This is a genomic window from Nocardia gipuzkoensis (assembly GCF_021183645.1).
In the GTDB taxonomy this organism is placed as follows: domain Bacteria; phylum Actinomycetota; class Actinomycetes; order Mycobacteriales; family Mycobacteriaceae; genus Nocardia; species Nocardia abscessus.
On sequence record NZ_CP089225.1, the window covers coordinates 1,811,018 to 1,828,766 of the forward strand.

At 67.3% G+C, this 17,749-nt stretch carries 19 protein-coding genes; 5 read left to right on the forward strand and 14 right to left on the reverse strand.

Annotated features, from left to right (window positions below):
* Nucleotides 1-140 precede the first annotated feature (140 nt).
* Nucleotides 141-1,094 carry an NAD(P)-dependent alcohol dehydrogenase gene (locus LTT66_RS08140; RefSeq protein WP_233065623.1) on the reverse strand — a complete coding sequence of 318 codons (954 nt, stop codon included), beginning with the start codon at nucleotides 1,092-1,094 and terminating at the stop codon, nucleotides 141-143.
* A 359-nt stretch (nucleotides 1,095-1,453) separates the two neighbouring features.
* Here LTT66_RS08140 and LTT66_RS08145 point away from each other — a divergent pair, with 359 nt between their 5' ends.
* On the forward strand, nucleotides 1,454-2,539 hold the full coding sequence (locus LTT66_RS08145; RefSeq protein ID WP_233065626.1) for a fatty acid desaturase family protein: 1,086 nt from the start codon (nucleotides 1,454-1,456) through the stop codon (nucleotides 2,537-2,539).
* A gap of 4 nt (nucleotides 2,540-2,543) precedes the next feature.
* On the opposite strand, the gene LTT66_RS08150 is transcribed toward LTT66_RS08145, so the two are convergent.
* Both LTT66_RS08150 and LTT66_RS08155 read right to left on the reverse strand, forming a co-directional pair.
* Nucleotides 2,544-3,767: an FAD-dependent monooxygenase gene (locus LTT66_RS08150; RefSeq protein ID WP_233065628.1), complete on the reverse strand. Its 1,224-nt coding sequence runs from the start codon at nucleotides 3,765-3,767 to the stop codon at nucleotides 2,544-2,546.
* Nucleotides 3,768-4,110: 343 nt separating this feature from the next.
* Entirely contained in the window at nucleotides 4,111-4,263 is a 153-nt protein-coding gene (locus tag LTT66_RS08155) for a hypothetical protein (protein ID WP_233065630.1), read from the reverse strand.
* Between the two features lie 185 nt (nucleotides 4,264-4,448).
* On the opposite strand from LTT66_RS08155, the gene LTT66_RS08160 reads away from it, so the two are divergent.
* A complete protein-coding gene (locus tag LTT66_RS08160) occupies nucleotides 4,449-5,111 on the forward strand; it encodes a hypothetical protein (RefSeq protein ID WP_233065632.1) in 663 nt (220 codons plus the stop codon).
* A gap of 120 nt (nucleotides 5,112-5,231) precedes the next feature.
* On the opposite strand, the gene LTT66_RS08165 is transcribed toward LTT66_RS08160, so the two are convergent.
* From LTT66_RS08165 to hppD, 9 genes are all read right to left on the reverse strand, one after another.
* The gene (locus LTT66_RS08165) at nucleotides 5,232-5,588 is read right to left on the reverse strand and encodes a hypothetical protein (RefSeq protein ID WP_233065634.1); all 357 of its coding nucleotides are present in this window, start codon (nucleotides 5,586-5,588) and stop codon (nucleotides 5,232-5,234) included.
* Nucleotides 5,585-6,067 (reverse strand): hypothetical protein, encoded by a 483-nt coding sequence (locus tag LTT66_RS08170; protein ID WP_233065636.1) that lies wholly within the window; start codon nucleotides 6,065-6,067, stop codon nucleotides 5,585-5,587. The genes LTT66_RS08165 and LTT66_RS08170 overlap by 4 nt, the downstream gene beginning before the upstream one ends.
* Before the next feature lie 106 nt (nucleotides 6,068-6,173).
* Nucleotides 6,174-7,364: an elongation factor Tu gene (tuf, locus tag LTT66_RS08175; protein ID WP_043698828.1), complete on the reverse strand. Its 1,191-nt coding sequence runs from the start codon at nucleotides 7,362-7,364 to the stop codon at nucleotides 6,174-6,176.
* A 113-nt stretch (nucleotides 7,365-7,477) separates the two neighbouring features.
* The gene (gene fusA, locus LTT66_RS08180; RefSeq protein ID WP_181724429.1) at nucleotides 7,478-9,580 is read right to left on the reverse strand and encodes an elongation factor G; all 2,103 of its coding nucleotides are present in this window, start codon (nucleotides 9,578-9,580) and stop codon (nucleotides 7,478-7,480) included.
* A 137-nt stretch (nucleotides 9,581-9,717) separates the two neighbouring features.
* Nucleotides 9,718-10,188, reverse strand: a complete 471-nt coding sequence (rpsG, locus tag LTT66_RS08185; RefSeq protein WP_040739280.1) for a 30S ribosomal protein S7 — start codon at nucleotides 10,186-10,188, stop codon at nucleotides 9,718-9,720.
* A gap of 1 nt (nucleotide 10,189) precedes the next feature.
* Nucleotides 10,190-10,564 carry a 30S ribosomal protein S12 gene (rpsL, locus tag LTT66_RS08190; protein ID WP_039801925.1) on the reverse strand — a complete coding sequence of 125 codons (375 nt, stop codon included), beginning with the start codon at nucleotides 10,562-10,564 and terminating at the stop codon, nucleotides 10,190-10,192.
* A gap of 344 nt (nucleotides 10,565-10,908) precedes the next feature.
* Nucleotides 10,909-11,466, reverse strand: coding sequence for a DUF3558 domain-containing protein (locus LTT66_RS08195; protein WP_233065638.1), 558 nt, complete (start codon nucleotides 11,464-11,466; stop codon nucleotides 10,909-10,911).
* Between the two features lie 10 nt (nucleotides 11,467-11,476).
* Nucleotides 11,477-12,004 carry a DUF3558 domain-containing protein gene (locus LTT66_RS08200; protein WP_233065640.1) on the reverse strand — a complete coding sequence of 176 codons (528 nt, stop codon included), beginning with the start codon at nucleotides 12,002-12,004 and terminating at the stop codon, nucleotides 11,477-11,479.
* Nucleotides 12,005-12,138: 134 nt separating this feature from the next.
* Complete coding sequence (gene hppD, locus LTT66_RS08205) at nucleotides 12,139-13,341, reverse strand: 4-hydroxyphenylpyruvate dioxygenase (protein WP_233065642.1); 1,203 nt, start codon at nucleotides 13,339-13,341, stop codon at nucleotides 12,139-12,141.
* A gap of 161 nt (nucleotides 13,342-13,502) precedes the next feature.
* Here hppD and LTT66_RS08210 point away from each other — a divergent pair, with 161 nt between their 5' ends.
* Complete coding sequence (locus LTT66_RS08210) at nucleotides 13,503-14,027, forward strand: Lrp/AsnC family transcriptional regulator (RefSeq protein ID WP_181724432.1); 525 nt, start codon at nucleotides 13,503-13,505, stop codon at nucleotides 14,025-14,027.
* Between the two features lie 10 nt (nucleotides 14,028-14,037).
* Here the strand turns inward: LTT66_RS08210 and LTT66_RS08215 are convergent, their stop codons facing one another.
* Nucleotides 14,038-15,150, reverse strand: coding sequence for a winged helix DNA-binding domain-containing protein (locus tag LTT66_RS08215; protein ID WP_233065644.1), 1,113 nt, complete (start codon nucleotides 15,148-15,150; stop codon nucleotides 14,038-14,040).
* A 22-nt stretch (nucleotides 15,151-15,172) separates the two neighbouring features.
* Nucleotides 15,173-16,147: an NADPH:quinone oxidoreductase family protein gene (locus LTT66_RS08220; RefSeq protein ID WP_195069042.1), complete on the reverse strand. Its 975-nt coding sequence runs from the start codon at nucleotides 16,145-16,147 to the stop codon at nucleotides 15,173-15,175.
* A gap of 146 nt (nucleotides 16,148-16,293) precedes the next feature.
* On the opposite strand from LTT66_RS08220, the gene LTT66_RS08225 reads away from it, so the two are divergent.
* Nucleotides 16,294-16,623, forward strand: a complete 330-nt coding sequence (locus LTT66_RS08225; RefSeq protein ID WP_043698844.1) for a type VII secretion target — start codon at nucleotides 16,294-16,296, stop codon at nucleotides 16,621-16,623.
* Nucleotides 16,620-17,741, forward strand: coding sequence for a transglycosylase SLT domain-containing protein (locus LTT66_RS08230; RefSeq protein ID WP_233065646.1), 1,122 nt, complete (start codon nucleotides 16,620-16,622; stop codon nucleotides 17,739-17,741). Before LTT66_RS08225 ends, LTT66_RS08230 begins: the two co-directional genes overlap by 4 nt.
* Nucleotides 17,742-17,749: the final 8 nt, after the last annotated feature.

Below are 17,749 nucleotides of genomic sequence, written 5' to 3' on the forward strand. Positions count from 1 at the left end.
TCCGCACCCAGTCGCGGACGAACTCCGAGCGCGCCGGCAGAGCGGCGAAGGGGCGCCGAGATCGGTTGCTATCGGTGGAAAGTGACGTCACAGGTCAACGTGTCGCACTGGCCCGGACGTGTCGGGGACGCACTATCCGATCAGCGGATCTCGACCACCACTTTGCCGAGTGCGCGCCCCGCGCCGACATGGGCCAGCGCGACCGCGGTCTCCTCGAGCGGGAAACTGCGGTCGATGTGGATATCGATCCGGCCCGCGACACACGACTCCGCGAGGGGTGTGAAGTGCGCGGGCCCTTCCTTCACCGCGAGGACCCCGAGCCTGCGGCCGGTCATCATCCCGGCGACCGCGCCGACCGTCGTCATCCGCAGCAACGCGCCTGTGGTGCCGCCGACGCAGCGGTACCGGCCGCCGCGGGCGACCGACCTGCGATAGGCGAAGACCGACCGGTGGGCGACGAGGTCGAGTACCCGGTCGTACGGTCCGGTCCGGGTGAAGTCCTCTGCGCGATAGTCGATGACCTCGTCGGCGCCGAGCGTGCGCATGAACGCCAGTTTGGCGGCGTTGTCCACCCCGGTCACATGCGCCCCGGCACTCTTGGCCAACTGGATCGCGAACGCTCCCGAGCCTCCGCCCGCACCGTTGATCAACACCGACATACCGGCTGCGATACCGGCCGTGCCCTGCAATGCGATCGCCCCCGCTTGCGGCAGGGTCGACGCCTCGGCGAAGCTCAACGCCGCCGGTTTGCGGGCCAGCGCTGATTCGGGAGCCACCGCGTATTCCGCGAACCCGCCCTTGAGCATGAGATTGTCGCCGTAGACCTCGTCACCCGGCGCGAATTGAGTGACCTCGGAGCCGACCACCTCGACCCGCCCGGCGATATCGGATCCGAGAACCGGGCGTCTGGGTGCCCGGAGCCCGCCGATGCGCGAATACAGCGGTGTCCCCCGCAAGGTCTCCCAGTCGGAGAGGTTGATCGACGTAGCGTGCACCTGGACGAGCACCTCTTTCGGCCCCGGGGAAGGCACCGGGACCTCCGCGATCGACAGAACGTCGGGACCGCCGTAGCGGTCGTATACGACGGCCCTCATGCGATTCCAGCGCGAGAGATCGAGCGACAGCTTGGCACACGGCGAAGTCTAGTCGGCGACCTGTCCCCCGACCCGCGAACGGTGCGTCAGCCTTCCGCGCGACACGCCGAACCCGATCTCACACAGGAACATCGACGAAAGTCGGCCGGCCACAGCACATACCGGTCAGCCGCCTCGGTCCGCGGTGGAAATCCGATCTCACACCGCAGTTTGATTCCATGTCATACCAGGGGATTACGAGTAACGAGAATCCGGCCGATAGCTTCGGGGTATCGACATCGGCGCCCGCTCCGACATCGACCGGCCGGCATCGTCGACGGACGGAGGTGGCGTCTCCGACTCAGCTCTCAGGAAGATCTATGACGACACCTGCCTTGGTCCCCGAGTCATCTCCACGGTCAACGCGGCGCGGCGCTGACGGTGACTACGCCCGTCTATTGCGCCGGATCTCCGACGCGGGGCTGATGGACCGGCGCCCCGTCTACTACGCCGTCCGGCTCGGCCTCGTCGGGGTCGCGTTCGCAGCCGGGTGGGCGGCGTTCGTCCTCGTCGGCGATTCGTGGTGGACGCTGCTGGTCGCGGCGTTCATGGCCGTGTCGTTCGCGCAAATCGCACTCGTCATGCACGATGTCGCACACCGCCAAGTCTTCCGGTTGCGGCGGCGGACGGAGCTCGTGGGACGAGTCGTCGGCAACGCCGGCATCGGCCTGGGCTACGGCTGGTGGCAGGACAAGCACACCCGGCATCACGCCAACCCGAATCACGAGGAACTCGACCCCGATGTCGCGCCCGACATTCTGGTCTGGTCACAACAGCAGGCACGGTCCAGCCGCGGTCTGGCTCGTCTCATCGGGAGGGCGCAGGCGTTCCTGTTCTTCCCCCTCCTGTTGCTGGAGGGCCTGAACCTCCATGTGGCCGGCGTACGTGCGCTCCGAAATCGATCGGTCAAACACCGCGGATTGGAGGGCGCACTGCTGTTCGGCCACTTCGCCGCCTACCTGACCGCACTGTTCGCGGTTCTGCCCGCCGACAAAGCCTTCGCGTTCCTCGCTGTCCACCAGGGCCTCTTCGGCCTGTACATGGGCTGCATCTTCGCCCCGAACCACAAGGGCATGCCGACCTTGACCGGCGACGAACGCCCCGACTACCTCCGCCGCCAGGTGCTGACCTCCCGGAACGTGCGGGGTGGCGCGTTGACCGACTTCGCGCTCGGCGGGCTCAACTATCAGATCGAGCACCATTTGTTCCCGAGCATGCCGACGCCGAACCTGCGTCACGCCCAGGTGATCGTCCGCGACTACTGCACCGAAATCGGCGTGCCCTACCACGAAACCGGGCTGATCTCCTCTTACCGCGAGGCGCTGAGACACCTGCACCACGTCGGCGCGCCCCTGCGCACCCCCGATCGACACCCGGATGCCGGAGTGCCACAACGCAATCGATGAACACCTACGGCTTGGCCGATGAGGTGATCGGTGGTTCGGCCGGGGCTCCGGAGTCCGGCACCCCGGCGTAGTCGGGCAGCTCGACGCCGTTGATCGCACGCTCGATCAGTTCGGTGAACCATTCGCTGTCGAAATCAGGGCTCGGCTCGGTGTCCGGGCCAGGGACGTCGCGGCTGCGCACGTGCAACCGGCCGATCTCCTGGTTTGCCTCGACGAACGAGCGCATCCGCCTCTCGTAGCCGGCGAACCCGGCTTCCGGGTCCCACCCGGCGGCGGCCAGTTCGCCGGCCAGTAGGTAGGCGCCGACCAGGGCCAGCCCGGTGCCCGCCCCGGACATCGGTGACGAGCTGAACGCCGCGTCCCCGAGCAGCCCCACCCTCCCGTTCGACCAGCGGTCCATCACCACTTGGGCGACCTGGTCGAGGTAGAAGTCCGGGGTGTCGTCCAAGTGCGTCAGGATGCGCGGGGTCAACCAGCCCATGCCCGCCATCCGCTCACGCAGCAGGCGCTTCTGGGCCGCGACGTCGCGGTAGTCGACCTCGAGGTCGGCCGCAGGGAAGGAGAACATGGCCATCGCCCGGGTGGCGTCGGGGATGGGCCGCAGGCCGGCGGAGCGCCCGGACTCCTGGTAGTCGATCAGCCAGCGGTCCAGCCCGAATTCGTTGGGCACACTGTAGAAGGCCAGCACGTGTCCGAGGTGGCGGACGAACCGCTCCCGTGGCCCGAAGACCATCGCTCGCAGCGCCGAGTGCAGCCCGTCCGCCCCGACCACCAGGTCGAAGCGCCGCCGGTCGCCGCCGGCGAAGGCCACGTCGACCCCGTCAGCGTCCTGGGTGAGTTCAGCGATCCGGTCGCCGAAGATGTATTCGGCACCATCTCGGGTGTCGTCGTAGAGCACCCGGGACAGATCCCCGCGCAGGATCTCGATCTCCGAGATGTACCCGTCGCCGCCGTTGTCGTCCGCGCGGTAGGTCTCCAGCACGTTCCCGTCCACGTCCACGGTGTACGCGCCGGCGGTCTCGGTGCAGGCCGCGCGCACCGCCGCGTCCAGCCCCATCCGCCGGATGACCTCCTTGGCCACCCCGCGCGCGTCCACCGCCTGCCCGCCGGGACGCAATTCGGGAGCCCGCTCCACCACGGTCACCTCGGCCCCCCGCCGGCGCAGCCAGTGCACCAGCGCGGGCCCCGCGATGCTCGCCCCCGCTACCAACACCCTGATACCGCTCACTGCGCCACCTGCTCACCCGTGCGGATCACTGTCCGGACCGTTTGCTGCTGCGCGAGGTCGTCGACGCTCATCATTGCCTCCATGTGTTTCCTCCCGCGCTGGAACGGTCCCAGCACAGGCCCACCGCCGCTGTCGGTGCATCCAGCGGTATCGACGGCGGATCCACACAGAATTCATCGGTGCAGCCGAGATCGTGTCCCACGCAGATGGTGTGGCTTCGGGACTGCCGCGGGCTTGGTTGACAGCGATCAGGGATGCCTCGGTTTCCAGTGCCTACAACTGGCTCAATGGCGTCGCCGCCAAGGACGACTCGGCCGCCCGGCCCCGATCGGATCACGAGGATCTACGCGGTGACCACGTGGAGTTCAGAAAGCATGCCTTGGGGGTCGTTGAGGTAGCGGTATCCCTCCACTGGGGGATTGAACTGGCCGAGCACGTTCGCGACGGCATCGCGTTCCGCTTCAGTGACGGGGATCTGGCGCTTTGGCCGAGGCATTCACCGACGTGGTCTTGAACGCCGCGCGAGCCGCACCGCCCGCACAGGTGCTGCACCGCCTGTTGGTCGCCACCGCGAACTCCCCCACGCCCTCTTAGCCGCCGCGTCGTGCAGAGATCGGTTTGCCATGACATGATCCGCTCGAGAGGTGAATTCTCTTGCGGCACCGGGATACTGTGAGCGGTATGCGGTGGGTGGTTGCGGTAGGGCTGGTACTGCTGCTGGGTGGATGCGCGCAGGTCACGGCAGGGAAGCCGCAGCCCGTGGCGGGGTCGTCACAGGTAGGGGCCGGGCCGTCGCAGGCCGGGGCGCCGGACAAGAATGGGAATCTGGCGGATAGAACCGAGTGGGTTCGGCAAGGGTCGCCGGCCGATCTCACCGGCTTCCACTCGGTGCGGATCGACGGCGGCCCGATGACCGATCTGCGCAGCGACATCGCGTTCGTCAGCCCCACCCACAAGATCAGCTGCATCACCGGCGTCGAGTTCGATTTCGACGGATTCGACTGCCTGGTCGAGCTGAAGGAACCGGCGCCCGCGCCGGGTGAGGGCTACGGGCAGTGGTTCGGCGGGTACGTGACCTACTCCGGGCAGCGGTTGACGGTGGGTCAATTCCGAGGCGACCCAGGACTTTTCATCAACGGCGAGGGCCCCACATTGCCGTACGACAGCACCGTCACCTTCGGCGAATACCTCTGCCGCCTCGCGACAACCGGCCTCACCTGCGTGAACCCTGCCCAGCGCACCGGCGTGCAGCTGAGCAGCGAAGGCGTCGTTCCGCTCGGCTGCCTGCGCGAACTACCGGAAGCGGAGCGCGAACCGACCGTCGGCCGCGCTTACGCCTGCTGAGCCGGAGCACTCGAAAAACGATGTGCCCCATGATGGGCGCATCCGCGTAGCGCTCGTGCCACGTCCCCGGAAAACGCGAACGGCGCCGCTCCCGAAGGAGCGGCGCCGTTACCAGCTGGATCAGCCTTCCGTGGCCTTCGGATGGCCGGTTCCCGCGTGCGTTATCCAGGTGGTTCGATGCTCGTCATCGATCAGGTACCAGATTCTGCCTCCGCTGGTGACTTCGTACTGCCAGCGCTCGAGAGTGGCACCCTTCCACACCGCCGATCCCATCGAACCCTTGAGACGGTGCTGCCGATCCGGGTTTGCCGATGCCCTGGGATTCGAGCGGATGGCGTCGAACGCCCGACGAAGATTGGCAGCCGCGTGCTGCGCCAAATGCTCCCATCCGGTACAGGCTTCGGTTGTCGCGAACCGGACTTCGAATTCTTCGCCGACCGCAGGGGGCGCGACGCGATCGCCACGCTTCGGACTCATTCGGCAGGCTCCTCCGGCTCGGGCACCGGGACCGGGCCGAGATCGCCTTCCGGCTCACGAGTCAGAATCGCCAGCAGCGCCGGGTCGGCATGGATCTCGGCTGTGTGCCGCCACTGTGTCAGCAGCGTGGCCAGTGGAGCGAGGTTCTCCAAGGCCGCCGCACCCCGCGCTACCGCGACCAATTCATCGAGGAACTGATCGAGGTCCCCTGCCGGAAGGAAGGTCACCCAGGGAACGGCGTCGGGCAGGACATCGCGCACGGCCTCCGCTCCCAGGCGGCGGACCAGACCCGCGAGCAGTCGCGCGGTGAAATCGACAACCACGCCTTCGGCATCCATCTGCGCTACCCGCATGAGCGCCAGATCATCGGCGTCACGCCGACGCAACCGCAACGCGCGCACGTCGTCCAAGAGCCTCGTGGTGACCGCGGGCTTATGTAGTAAGTCGCTGAACGGAACCACGTCGTAGGCAGCACTCATAACATCCACACTACCTCGGATGTATCGGACCGCCCGCAGCGAAGTCGGGAAAACGCGAACGGCGCCGCTCCCGAAGGAGCGGCGCCGTTACCAGCGATTCAGCGAATCACTTGATGATCTTCGTGACGCGACCGGCGCCGACGGTGCGGCCACCTTCGCGGATCGCGAAGCGCAGACCCTCGTCCATGGCGACCGGCTGGATCAGCTTGACGAGCATCTCGGTGTTGTCACCGGGCATGACCATCTCGGTGCCCTCGGGCAGGGTCACAACGCCCGTCACGTCAGTCGTACGGAAGTAGAACTGCGGACGGTAGTTGTTGAAGAACGGGGTGTGGCGGCCGCCCTCGTCCTTCGACAGGATGTACGCCTGGCCCTCGAACTCGGTGTGCGGGGTGGTGGTGCCCGGCTTCACGACGACCTGGCCGCGCTCCACGTCCTCACGCTTGATACCACGAACCAGCAGACCGACGTTGTCGCCCGCCTGGCCCTGGTCGAGCAGCTTGCGGAACATCTCGATACCGGTGACCGTGGTCTTGGTCTTGTCCGGACGGATGCCGACGATCTCGACTTCCTCGTTCACGTTGATCACGCCACGCTCGACGCGACCGGTGACGACGGTGCCACGACCGGTGATGGTGAACACGTCCTCGACCGGCATCAGGAACGGCTTGTCGGTCTCACGCACCGGGTCCGGGATGGACTCGTCGACCGCGGCCATCAGCTCCAGCACCGACTCCGACCACTTCGGGTCGCCCTCGAGCGCCTTCAGACCGGAGACCCGCACGACCGGCGCGTCCTCGTCGAACTCCTGCGAGGCCAGCAGCTCGCGGACCTCCATCTCGACGAGCTCGAGGATTTCCTCGTCGTCGACCATGTCGGCCTTGTTCAGCGCGACCAGGATGTAGGGCACGCCGACCTGACGGGCGAGCAGCACGTGCTCACGGGTCTGCGGCATCGGGCCGTCGGTGGCGGCGACCACGAGGATGGCGCCGTCCATCTGCGCCGCACCGGTGATCATGTTCTTGATGTAGTCGGCGTGACCCGGCGCGTCGACGTGCGCGTAGTGGCGCTTCTCGGTCTGGTACTCGACGTGGGAGATGTTGATCGTGATACCACGAGCCTTCTCCTCCGGCGCCTTGTCGATCTGATCGAACGCGAAGCTCTCGTTCAGATCCGGGTACTTGTCAGCCAGCACCTTGGTGATCGCCGCGGTCAGCGTGGTCTTGCCGTGGTCGACGTGACCGATGGTGCCGATGTTGACGTGCGGCTTCGTCCGCTCGAACTTCGCCTTCGCCACTTTTTTGTCCTCCTGGACTTGTTGGTGCGTGCAGTTGCAGCAGTGCGGTTACTTGAAAGGGGTCGTACTGACGCCCGGCTGTCGGGGCAAGTGTGGCACTCGCCCCGACGGTCTCACTCGCCGGTCGCCTTGGCGATGATCTCCTTCGACACGTTGGCCGGAACCTCCGCGTACGAGTCGAACACCATGGAGTAGTTCGCCCGGCCCTGGGTCTTCGACCGCAGGTCGCCGATGTAACCGAACATCTCCGAGAGCGGAACCAGCGCCTTGACGACACGGGCACCACTGCGTTCCTCCATGGCCTGGATCTGACCACGGCGGGAGTTCAGGTCGCCGATCACATCGCCCATGTAGTCCTCGGGCGTGGTGACCTCGACCGCCATCAGCGGCTCGAGGATCACCGGACCGGCCTTGCGAGCCGCTTCCTTGAGCGCCTGCGCGCCCGCGATCTTGAACGCCATTTCCGACGAGTCGACGTCGTGGTAGGCGCCGTCGAGCAGCGTGACCTTCATGTTGACCAGCGGGTAGCCGGCGAGCACACCGTACTGCATGGCGTCCTGGGCACCGGCGTCCACCGAAGGGATGTATTCCTTCGGCACGCGGCCACCGGTGACCTTGTTCTCGAACTCGTAGTGCGCGCCGTCCTCGCCGACGAACGGCTCGAGGGCGATGATCACCTTCGCGAACTGGCCGGAACCACCGGTCTGCTTCTTGTGCGTGAACTCGAGCTTCTCGACCCGCTTGGTGATCGTCTCGCGGTAGGCCACCTGCGGCTTACCGACGTTCGCCTCGACCTTGAACTCGCGCCGCATGCGGTCGACGAGAATGTCGAGGTGCAGCTCGCCCATACCGCCGATGACGGTCTGGCCGGTCTCCTGGTCGAGCTTGACCGAGAAGGTCGGGTCCTCTTCCGACAGACGCTGGATCGCGGTGCCCAGCTTCTCCTGGTCGGACTTGGTCTTCGGCTCGATGGAGACCTCGATGACCGGGTCCGGGAAGGTCATGGACTCGAGCACGATCTGGTTCTGCGGATCGCACAGGGTGTCACCGGTGGTGGTGTCCTTGAGGCCGATGACCGCGTAGATGTGGCCTGCCGAGGCCGCGCCGACCGGGTTCTCCTTGTTGGAGTGCATCTGGAACAGCTTGCCCAGACGCTCCTTCTTGCCCTTGGTCGAGTTGATCACCTGGGCGCCGGAGTCGACCTTGCCGGAGTACACGCGGACGTAGGTCAGCTTGCCGAAGAACGGGTGCACCGCGATCTTGAACGCCAGGGCCGCGAAGGGCTCGTCGGCGCTCGGCTTGCGGGTGAGCAGCTCCTCTTCCTTGCCGGGCACGTGGCCGGTGGTGGCCTCCACGTCCAGCGGCGAGGGCAGGTAGTCGATGACCGCGTCCAGCATGGGCTGCACGCCCTTGTTCTTGAACGCCGAGCCACACAGCACGGGGTAGAGCTCGGAGGTCACCGTCAGCTTGCGGATGGCGCCCTTGATCTCATCGATGGTCAGCTCTTCGCCGCCGAAGAATTTCTCCAGCAGCGCCTCGTCCGACTCGGCGACGGTCTCCAGCAGTTCCTGGCGGTACTGCTCGGCCCGGTCCTTCAGGTCGTCCGGGATCTCCACGACCTCGTACTGCTCACCGAGCTTGGTCTCGCCACGCCACACCTTGGCGTTGTTCTCGACCAGGTCGATGATGCCCTCGAAGGTGTCCTCCGCGCCGATCGGCAGCTGGATGACCAGCGGCTTGGCGCCGAGGCGGTCCTTGATGGTCTGCACGGTGAAGTAGAAATCCGCACCGAGCTTGTCCATCTTGTTGACGAAGCAGATCCGCGGCACGTCGTACTTGTCCGCCTGACGCCACACCTGCTCGGACTGCGGCTCGACGCCTTCCTTGCCGTCGAACACCGCGACGGCGCCATCGAGCACGCGCAACGACCGCTCCACCTCCACGGTGAAGTCGACGTGCCCGGGGGTGTCGATGATGTTGATCTGGTTGTCTTTCCAGAAGCACGTGGTAGCCGCGGAGGTGATGGTGATACCACGCTCCTGCTCCTGCTCCATCCAGTCCATCGTGGCAGCGCCGTCGTGGACCTCACCGATCTTGTACGTGATGCCGGTGTAGAAGAGGATGCGTTCAGTTGTGGTCGTCTTGCCCGCATCGATGTGGGCCATGATGCCGATGTTGCGGACCTTGTTCAGGTCGGTGAGCACGTCCTGTGCCACGGAAATCTTCCCCGCTCGTAGCTAGTTGGGATTATCGGGGACGACCCTGTGGTCGCCTCTATGTCAACGCCGGACGCGGCCGGTGAGTGCCGCGTTCCGGCTGTGCCTCCCGACCCAGACGACGGGCCGGGCAGACGTCACCAGCGGTAGTGCGCGAAGGCCCGGTTGGACTCGGCCATCTTGTGGGTGTCCTCGCGGCGCTTGACCGAGGCGCCGAGGCCGTTGCTGGCGTCGAGCAGTTCGTTGGCCAGGCGCTCGACCATGGTCTTCTCCCGGCGCGCCCGCGAGTAGTTGACCAGCCAGCGCAGCGCCAGGGTGTTCGAGCGGCCCGGACGGACCTCGACCGGCACCTGGTAGGTGGCGCCACCGACGCGGCGCGGCTTGACCTCGAGTGCGGGCTTGACGTTGTCCAGCGCGCGCTTGAGGGTGACGACCGGATCGGTGCCGGTCTTCTCACGCGCCTGCTCCAGCGCACCGTAGACGATGCGCTCGGCGGTGGACTTCTTGCCGTCCAGCAGGATCTTGTTGACCAGCTGAGTAACCAGCGGCGAACCGTAGACCGGGTCGTTGATCAGCGGACGCTTGGGTGCGGGGCCCTTGCGTGGCATATCAGCTCTTCTCCTTCTTGGCGCCGTAACGGCTGCGGGCCTGCTTGCGGTTCTTCACACCCTGGGTGTCGAGGGAGCCACGGATGATCTTGTAGCGCACACCCGGGAGGTCCTTCACACGACCGCCGCGCACGAGCACCATCGAGTGCTCCTGCAGGTTGTGACCCTCGCCGGGGATGTAGGCCGTGACCTCGACCGAGCTGGTCAGGCGAACACGCGCGACCTTGCGCAGCGCGGAGTTCGGCTTCTTCGGGGTCGTGGTGTACACGCGGGTGCACACGCCACGACGCTGCGGGCTCCCCTTGAGGGCCGCGGTCTTCGTCTTGGCGACCTTGTCGCGGCGACCCTTGCGGACCAGCTGGTTGATGGTTGGCATAGACCGGCTTTCCTTATTAGTTAACGCGGTGTGTGGACTTCATGTCTGTTTTAAGTTCGCGGCGCTCCCGGGGCCGTTCGTGGTCGCGCTGGCTTCCACTTCCCGGCCCGTCGTTCACACCGCTGTCATCGAGCTTTCACTCGCACGTCCGGCCACGTTTCTCGCGTCCCGAGGTCGGGCGTGTCGCGCGCGGCGCGGAGCCCGAATTCCGGGCACGCTGGATTCGTCGGCCGCTCTCGCTGGCCTACGGTCACGCACGAACTTGCCCGTATGCTTCCGGGCACAGCGATCCACGATACCCGCGGCCGGGACACAGGGTCAAAGCGGGTCGGTTCCGTGATCGTCTACCTGGCCAGGTTCAAGGTCATTTCCATCAACTTCTTGGCCGCGTCGCAGGGGTCGGGGTGCGCCGAGCCGGGCCGGTAGTTGATCCACCAGCCGATCACGCCGTTGTCCGGGGCGCTCGCCGTGACACCGCAGGAGTCGGGATCCTTCGGCCTGCGGATCTGCAGCGCGAGCGAACTCTGAATGGTGATGTTGGTGGTTTCGTAGCCGAGCTTGTTGTTCGTCTGCTTCTCGTTGCTCAGCGTTCCGTTCTCGTACCAGTTCAGCGTGGCCATGCCGTTGCCGCCGGGCGCGCCGACCAGGTCCCACATGCAGACCGCGCCGAAGAACGCGTCCGAGACCGAGACGCTCTCCCCGATCGCCTTGCCGATCTGCTCGTCGGAGAGGATCTCGCATTCGCGTAGCAGCTTGTCCAGCTTGGTGTTGACCGGCTGGCTTCCGCCGACCGGCTGCGCGGTTCCGGAGACCACCTGACTGCACCCGCCCACGGACAACGCGAGGGCCGCGGCGACGGCGGCGGACGCGGCGCGCCTGTACAGATCTCGACCGACGTTCACACTCCACCCCTCACTGAATTCGCTGCAGCGTCAGTTCGGCGAGCGCGCGGCTCCGGTCACACGGGTTACCGGTCGCCGCGCCGAACGATCCGATATTGGTGGACCACTCGAAGAAATCGTCCCCGAGTTGCACCGCCAGATCGCAGATCGTTCCACTCGGATCCAAGGCGGCGAATCCGTCGCGCCCGGCCACCGTTATCGGATCGGGCGCGCGGCCGTTGACGGTCACCCACGCCCGTTCACGCTCGATGGGACTGCCCCGATAAGAAGCGAAAGTTATACTAGGAGAACCCATTCCGGCCGACTGCCAGTTGCAGCCGACGGCGTTGCGGAACACTCCGGAGATCCGGCCGAGGCCGCCGCGATCGCGCACCTCGTCGTCGGTCACGTGACCGCACTCGCCGACGAACGGGCCGAGCGCGACCACCTTCGGCGCGGGCCGCGAAGGACCCGACTCCTCGGACTCCCCGCCCGAACCGCAGGCCCCCAGCGTGAGCACCAAGGCGGTCGCGAGGACGACCGCCGACTTGATCCGCATGGAAAGAACTCTACCGACGAGGCAGCCGAAGCGGCTCGACAAGAGTGCCCGCCGCCTGACAAGCCACCGGCCGGTGATCCGGGCGGATGCGCGGCCGCACGCGCGAGGATTTCGCCGGACCGCGAAGCAGCCGGTCACAAATTGCCCCGTGCCTCCTGTTCGCGTTCGATCGCCTGGAACAGGGCTTTGAAATTCCCCTTGCCGAAACCGAGGGACCCGTGGCGTTCGATGAGTTCGAAGAACACCGTGGGGCGGTCGGTGAGCGGCCTGGTGAAGATCTGCAAGAGATAGCCGTCCTCGTCCCGGTCGACCAGGATGCCACGGCGCTGGAGTTCTTCGACCGGGACGCGGACCCGGCCGATGCGAGCGCGCAGTTCGGGGTCCTCGTAGTAGGCGGCGGGTGTCTCCAGGAACTCGACTCCCTCGCGGCGCAAGGCGTCCACGCAGGTGAGGATGTCGCCGGTGGCGAGCGCGATGTGCTGGACGCCGGGCCCGCGGTAGAACTCCAGGTACTCATCGATCTGTGAGCGCTTCTTGCCCGCGGCGGGCTCGTTGAGCGGGAACTTCACCCGGTGGTTCCCGTTGGCGACGACCTTGCTCATCAGCGCCGAGTACTCGGTGGCGATGTCGTCGCCGACGAATTCGGCCATGTTCGTGAAACCCATGACCCGGCGGTAGAACTCGACCCACTCGTCCATCTGCCCGAGTTCGACGTTGCCCACGACGTGATCGATCGCCTGGAACAACCGGGTGGGCGCGCCGTCGCGCCGCTGATAGCCGGAGCGGCGGGCGACATAGCCCGGCAGATAGGGCCCGCAATAGCCGGATCGGTCGACCAGGGTGTGCCTGGTCTCGCCATAGGTGGCCAGCGCGGCCGAGCGCACCGTGCCGAAGTCGTCGGTGTCGTCGTGCGGTTCGACCAGAATGGTGGCGCCGTGCGCGCGGGCCCACGCCACACAGCGGTCGACGTCGGGCACTTGAAGGGCGATGTCCACCACGCCGTCGCCGTGCCGATCGTGGTGGGCGACCAGCGGACTGTCCGGGTCCACCGCTCCGGTGACCACGAAACGCGCCGCGCCGCTGCGCAGGACGAACGCCTTGTGGTCGCGATTTCCGGTCTCCGGACCGGAATACGCCTCCAACCGCATCCCGAAGGCGGATTGCAGGAAATGCGCGGTCTGGGTGGCGTTGCCGACAACCCAGATCAGGGCGTCCCACCCGATGACCGGGAACGGGTCACCGCTGTCGTCGTGGTCGACCAACCCGACCAGCGTGCGCAGTTCGCCGTCGCTGGGAACGGCGCCGGACCGGGCGTTCGGCAGGTGCTCGATGGTCATGTTCCAAGGAAATCGCCGAGTCTGCGGAGTAGGCAACAGCGTCAACTCGCGATAGGCAGTGTGGCGAATTCGGCTAGGAACGGGCGGGTGATGCTGGACAATTTGAATAGCATCGACGCGGCGGGCAGCGAGCCCGTCCGAGTGCTGGAACGGAGGCGGTCATGGCGCGCACACCGGCGAAGCTGGACGAACTCGATCTCGCCATCCTCACCGCGATGCACGAGTACCAGAAAGCGGGCATTCTCGAACTGTCCCGCCGGACCAAGGTCGCCAGGGCCACGGTGCAATCACGGATCGCGCGCATGGAGGAGTCCGGCGTGATCGCCTCCTACGACCCGCAGATCGATGTCACGGCGGCGGGGTTCGACGTGCAGGCGTTCGTCACGCTGGAGATCGCCCAGGGGGCGCTGGACACCGTGGCTGCCGAACTCCACGGCATCCCCGGCGTGCTGGAGGCCTACGCCACCACCGGCACCGGCGACGTCCTGTGCCGGATCGGGGCCGACTCGCACGCCGGGTTGCAGGCCGTGCTGCTGAGTATCGACCGGACCTCCTCGGTGGCGCGCTCGCACAGCGTCATCGTGCTGTCCACCGTGGTGGCACGCCGGGCACTGCCGCTGCTGCGCACGCTGAGCCCGACCGGGACCACCAAGGCGCCCGCGTATCGCCCGGCCCGCGAGCCGTAGCCCGTCCGGCTCAGGGGCGCAGGTCGGCCCCCACGTCGAGAATCTCCACACTTCCCTGCTTGCCCGCCTCGAGGAAGGCGAGCAGAGCGTGCGCCTCCGCCTCGACCTCGGCGCGCTCCGCCTTCGTCCAGTTCCGGGTGGGACTGATGCGCAGCCGGGCGGTCCCGGTGTTCGCGAAGACCTTGTACAGACCCGCGAGAAATCCGTCGACCAGCACCGGGGAGACCTGGGCGGCGAAGGAGCGCAGCGGTGGAGGCGCCCCATCGGGCACGATCCGGGTCCGGTCCTGGTGCGAGAGCAGGGCGTTGTCGTACCAGCCGAGCAGGCGCACCGGGGCGGGGATGTCCGGATCGGCCAACTCGCCGTGGGCGACGTCGTAGAGCGTGCGGCCGCGCTCGTCGGTGTAAGTGCGCACCCGATCACCGAGTTCCGCGACGGCCCGCTTCATGCCGAGCAGCCTCGACCAGGTCTGCATGTCCATCGTGCTCGCCGGACCGAAGGCGCACAGGTATCGGAAGAGCAACTCCGCCAAGGGATATGTGGGGTCCAGCGGTGCGCCCAGCCAGGGCTCGACCCGCGACCAGATCGGCCTGCTGTTGTCCTTCCACTTCCCGCGTGGCGGGGTCTGCAAGACGGGCAGTTGATACAGCCAGGTCTGCACCACCGCCCCCGGGTCTCGGTCGGGGTACACCTCGGTGGCGCGGGCGCGCAGCTCCGCGGCGGACATCGGCTCGTCGCCGAGCACGGCCTCGCCGTGCCCGCGCACCTCCTCCGGATCCAGTCCGACCATGGCGCCGTAGTTGAAGCCCTTGCGGAAGGGCGCTTTCTCCAGTTCCGGCTGCACGTGCGGCGCGATCCGCAACGCGTCGGGCGGCGTGACCATGTGAATGGTCCCCCGCATCAGGGTGATCCGGACCAGGGAACGGTCCTCCAGCGCGTCCGACACCGTCGCCGGATCGAATGCCGCGACGCGGCTCCACAATCCGACGAACGGCGGCGGGGAATCCTGCGCCTGCAACCCGACGAGGTGGTCGCACATCTGCTGCGCAGTCAGCCGCGAGCGCTCGAGCAGGTGCTGGCGAGCCAGCAGGGTCCGATTCAGGACCCGATCGGACAGCTTCATGATGTGGGCAGGCCGGCGTGCGTCAGCGCAGCGTCACCACGACCTTGCCGGTGGCCGTCCGGTTGTCCAGCGACGCGACGGCCTCGGCGGCCTTGTCCAACGGGTACAGCACCGGCTCCGGCGGCGCGATCTTGCCGGAGGCCAGCAGGGGCTCCACCTCGGCCCACTGCTCCTGCAGGTAGCCCGGGTGCGTCATCACCCATTCGCCCCATGCCGCGCCGGTGACCTCGACGTTCTTCAGCAGCAGCCGGTTGACCTTCACCGTGGGGATCTCCCCCGCGGTGAAGCCGACCACCAGCAACCGGCCCGCCGAGGCGAGCGAACGGATGCTGTCGGTGAAACGGTCGCCGCCGACCGGGTCGAGCACGATGTCGACGCCGCGACCGCCGGTCAGCTCCTTCACCGCGGCGAGCCAGCCGTCGGTGAGCACCACGTCGGTCGCCCCGTTGGCGCGCGCCACCTCGGCCTTCGCCTCGGTGCTCACCACGGCGATCACCCGGCCCGCACCGAGCGCGGCCGCCATCCGCAGGGTCGAGGTGCCGATGCCGCCCGCGCCGCCGTGCACCAGGACCGTTTCGCCCTCCGCCAGCCTGCCGCGAGTGCGCAGGCAGAAGTGCACGGTCAGATCGTTGAACAGGATGCCGGCGCCCGCCTCCAGCGAGACATTGTCGGGGAGCCGGAACACCATCTGCGTGGGCGTGACAGCGGTCTCGGCCATCGCGTTGCCGAGCATGGTCAACGCGACCACCCGGTCACCGGGCCGCACGTGTGCGTCCTCGGGGGCTTCCCGCACGATGCCGGCGACCTCTCCGCCGACGACGAACGGCAGCTCGGGCTTCATCTGGTACAGGCCGCGCGTCATCAGCACGTCCGGGAAGGCCACGCCCGCCGCGTGCACGTCGATCACGACGCCGCCCGGGAAAGCCGCGGGCTCCGGGATATCGACGATCTGAACCGCTTCCGGTCCTTCCAGCTTGCTGACCTGGGCTGCGCGCATGTGCTGACCTCTCTGTCCTCGCGTCGGCATGATCCGTGCCGACGCCACACCGACAACATAACGGTCGCGGCTCGACGACGCCCATCGGCACCACCCGATTTTGCTATGCTGACCGCGACCTCACGGTCGGGAGGGAAGGGGGATTCATGGTCGAGCAAAACCAGTCCGGACCTGCGACGACGATGCAGGTCGACCCGGCGGCGCTGCGCTCCTTCGCACAGACGCTGCGCACCGAGGCCACGTCGGTCACCGACCTCGGCGGCGATGGTTTCGGCGCCGTCGCCGGGGCGCTGCCCGGCACCGATTTCGGCCCGGTGGCCCAGCGCGCGAACGACGCCGCGCACCGCTGCCTGGAGCGGATCGGGTCGCGGCTCACCACGATCGCGGACAACCTGCACAACGCGGCGGGCAAGTACGAGCTGGCCGAGGACGACTTCGCGGCGAAGCTGCGCGCCATCGGACTTCAGCTGCCATGACGCTCACCATCCCCGACGTCGCGAACTGGCAGCCGGAGCAGCTTTCGGCGGCGGGCGGGCTCGCCGAACAGATGTCGCGGGGCCTCGACACCGCCGTCGGCAAGGGCGCCGACGACACCCGAGCGCTCGCCGACGCGAACAAGTGGTCCGGCTCCGCGGGGGATGCCGCGAACGCCCGGATGCAGACCGAGAAGACCCGCGCCTCCGCGGTGAGCGCCGCCCTGCTCGAGCTGAAGACCGCGCTCACCGCCCAGGTGCAGAATCTGATCGAGGCCCGAGCCAAGGTACTGAGTTTGCGCGACGACGCGCTGAACCAGACGCCACCCTTCGATGTCGCGCCCAACGGCACCGTGGACGCCAAGACGCGGATCGACTACCTGCGCACGCACGCCGACAAGGCCGACGTGGAGGGGCTCGTCTTCCAGGAAGCGCTGCAGGCGGCCACACGGACGTGGGAGCTCACCAACGCGCTGAAGACCGCCGAGGACGTGGCGAACCAGGCCGAGATCCAGGTGGAGGGCGCGGTCGGAAAATTGGAGGCGGCCTTCGCCGGGCTCGGCGAGCCGAGCGCGAACGTGCCCGCGGCCCCCACCGTGCCCGCGGCCACCGCACCGGTGAGTACGTCGGCCACCCCGGTCGCGAGTCCATCCTCGGACCGGCCGAGCCAGCTGATGTCGGGCCAGAACAACTCCGGCTCGTCGTCGGGCACGCCGTATTACGGTGGGCCGAGCTCGTCGGCGCCGACCGGCCCGCTGCCGAGCGGTGACGTCGCGCGATGGATCTCCGAGGCGAAGCAGAAGCTCATCGCGATGGGGTACGCCCCCGAGGACATCGACGAGCGGGCGATCGCGTTGATCATCCAGCACGAGTCCGCCGGCAACCCGTACGCGGAAAACCGCTGGGACAGCAACTGGGTGGCCGGGCATCCGTCGAAGGGCCTCATGCAGACCATCGACAGCACCTTCAGCGCATACAAGGCGCCCGGTCACGACGACATCTGGAATCCGGTCGACAACATCATCGCCGGAGTTCGGTACTCGATCGATCGCTACGGATCGCTCGGCAACGTCCCCGGTGTCGCCGCCGTGAACTCGGGCGGGGCCTACCAGGGTTACTGAGCCCCCAT

Bases quoted from the DNA above. Each gene is read 5' to 3' on its own strand.
- LTT66_RS08165 (WP_233065634.1), bottom strand. From the start codon at position 5,588: ATGAGTCCGAAGCGTGGCGATCGCGTCGCGCCCCCTGCGGTCGGCGAA.
- LTT66_RS08225 (WP_043698844.1), top strand. From the start codon at position 16,294: ATGGTCGAGCAAAACCAGTCCGGACCTGCGACGACGATGCAGGTCGAC.
- LTT66_RS08155 (WP_233065630.1), bottom strand. From the start codon at position 4,263: ATGCCTCGGCCAAAGCGCCAGATCCCCGTCACTGAAGCGGAACGCGAT.
- LTT66_RS08220 (WP_195069042.1), bottom strand. From the start codon at position 16,147: ATGCGCGCAGCCCAGGTCAGCAAGCTGGAAGGACCGGAAGCGGTTCAG.
- LTT66_RS08160 (WP_233065632.1), top strand. From the start codon at position 4,449: ATGCGGTGGGTGGTTGCGGTAGGGCTGGTACTGCTGCTGGGTGGATGC.
- LTT66_RS08215 (WP_233065644.1), bottom strand. From the start codon at position 15,150: ATGAAGCTGTCCGATCGGGTCCTGAATCGGACCCTGCTGGCTCGCCAG.
- LTT66_RS08170 (WP_233065636.1), bottom strand. From the start codon at position 6,067: ATGAGTGCTGCCTACGACGTGGTTCCGTTCAGCGACTTACTACATAAG.
- LTT66_RS08145 (WP_233065626.1), top strand. From the start codon at position 1,454: ATGACGACACCTGCCTTGGTCCCCGAGTCATCTCCACGGTCAACGCGG.
- rpsG (WP_040739280.1), bottom strand. From the start codon at position 10,188: ATGCCACGCAAGGGCCCCGCACCCAAGCGTCCGCTGATCAACGACCCG.
- hppD (WP_233065642.1), bottom strand. From the start codon at position 13,341: ATGACCATCGAGCACCTGCCGAACGCCCGGTCCGGCGCCGTTCCCAGC.
- LTT66_RS08140 (WP_233065623.1), bottom strand. From the start codon at position 1,094: ATGAGGGCCGTCGTATACGACCGCTACGGCGGTCCCGACGTTCTGTCG.
- LTT66_RS08230 (WP_233065646.1), top strand. From the start codon at position 16,620: ATGACGCTCACCATCCCCGACGTCGCGAACTGGCAGCCGGAGCAGCTT.
- LTT66_RS08210 (WP_181724432.1), top strand. From the start codon at position 13,503: ATGGCGCGCACACCGGCGAAGCTGGACGAACTCGATCTCGCCATCCTC.
- LTT66_RS08200 (WP_233065640.1), bottom strand. From the start codon at position 12,004: ATGCGGATCAAGTCGGCGGTCGTCCTCGCGACCGCCTTGGTGCTCACG.
- rpsL (WP_039801925.1), bottom strand. From the start codon at position 10,564: ATGCCAACCATCAACCAGCTGGTCCGCAAGGGTCGCCGCGACAAGGTC.